This window comes from Streptomyces sp. SID3343, assembly GCF_009865215.1.
Classification (GTDB): domain Bacteria; phylum Actinomycetota; class Actinomycetes; order Streptomycetales; family Streptomycetaceae; genus Embleya.
The window spans coordinates 1-538 of record NZ_WWJX01001498.1; the positions used below are offsets into that span (position 1 = coordinate 1).

Here is a 538-nt window from a genome sequence, read left to right on the forward strand (position 1 = left end):
CCCTCCCCCGACCCCGACGACCGGCCGGGCCCGGATCTGGTGCTGCACCTCCAAGCCAGGCTGCGCCTCGAACTCGCCCGCGCCCGACCCGAGGACGCGGTCCGCACGGCCCGCGCCGCCTACGCCGTGCACCGCGAACTCACCGACCGTACCGAGGTGTTCTATCCCGCCCGCAGCTCGTACCTGATCGCCTGGGCACTCCTGGAGGCCGGGCGTCCGGACGAGGCCGAGCGCATCCTCGTCGAGGGCCGGGACGCGTTGCTGTGCGCACCGGTACCGGCGCTGGTCGTGTGGTTCGGCTGGGTCCACGGTCGGATCGCGCTGGAGCGCGGGCACCTGCGGCAGGCGGCCACGCTCTTCGGCGAGGCCAGAGCCCAGGCGCACGTACAGGGCCATCGATTCGCCGAACAGCGCGCGCTCGCCGGCCTGGTCCTGGCTCGGGCCCAGGCCGGACACGCGGGCGCGGAGGCGGACGAGGTCGCGCGAACCCTCGCCGACGACGGCAGCGCGCTGTGCGGTTGGGACACGTCGCGCGCGC

General features: G+C 75.3%; 1 protein-coding gene. It reads left to right on the forward strand.

Annotation, left to right across the window (positions count from 1 at the left end):
* On the forward strand, window positions 1-538 hold a 538-nt coding region (locus GT354_RS47510), incomplete at both ends, for a hypothetical protein (protein WP_202513103.1).